This is a genomic window from Rhodococcus sp. 06-1474-1B (assembly GCF_002258885.1).
In the GTDB taxonomy this organism is placed as follows: domain Bacteria; phylum Actinomycetota; class Actinomycetes; order Mycobacteriales; family Mycobacteriaceae; genus Rhodococcoides; species Rhodococcoides fascians.
Genome location: NZ_NOYR01000022.1, coordinates 1 through 513, shown reverse-complemented (window position 1 = coordinate 513; position 513 = coordinate 1). Strand labels below are relative to the sequence as shown.

General features: G+C 66.5%; 1 protein-coding gene. It reads right to left on the bottom strand.

Annotated elements, in window-relative coordinates; all coding sequences use genetic code 11:
• A partial coding sequence (locus CH266_RS10205) for a biotin carboxylase N-terminal domain-containing protein (protein WP_303396114.1) occupies positions 1-513 on the bottom strand: 513 nt, incomplete at both ends.

Sequence of the window (513 nt, the reverse complement as noted above, 5' to 3'; positions counted from 1 at the left end):
GTCGAGGTAGCGTTCGACGAAGCATTCCCCGCGCCCGAATGCGGCGACGGCTTCGCGGGTGGCGGAGTCGAACAGTTCGGGGATTTCCTCGCGGGTGCGGGCCACTTTCATGCCGCGGCCGCCGCCACCGAAGGCGGCTTTGATGGCGATGGGGAGGCCGTGTTCGTCGACGAACGCGAGGATTTCGTCGGCGTCTTTGACCGGTTCGGAGGTACCGGGGACCGAGGGGGCTTTGGCGCGGGCGGCGATGTGGCGGGCGGTGACCTTGTCGCCGAGATCGCGGATGGACTGAGGGGACGGTCCGATCCAGATCAGGCCTGCATCGATGACAGCTTGGGCGAAGTCGGCGTTCTCGGAGAGGAAACCGTAGCCGGGGTGGATGGCGTCGGCTCCGGATTTGGCGGCGGCGTCCAAGATTTTGTCGATGACCAGGTACGACTCCGCGGAGGTTTGTCCGCCGAGTGCGAATGCTTCGTCGGCCAGGCGGACGAACGGTGCATCGGCGTCGGGTTC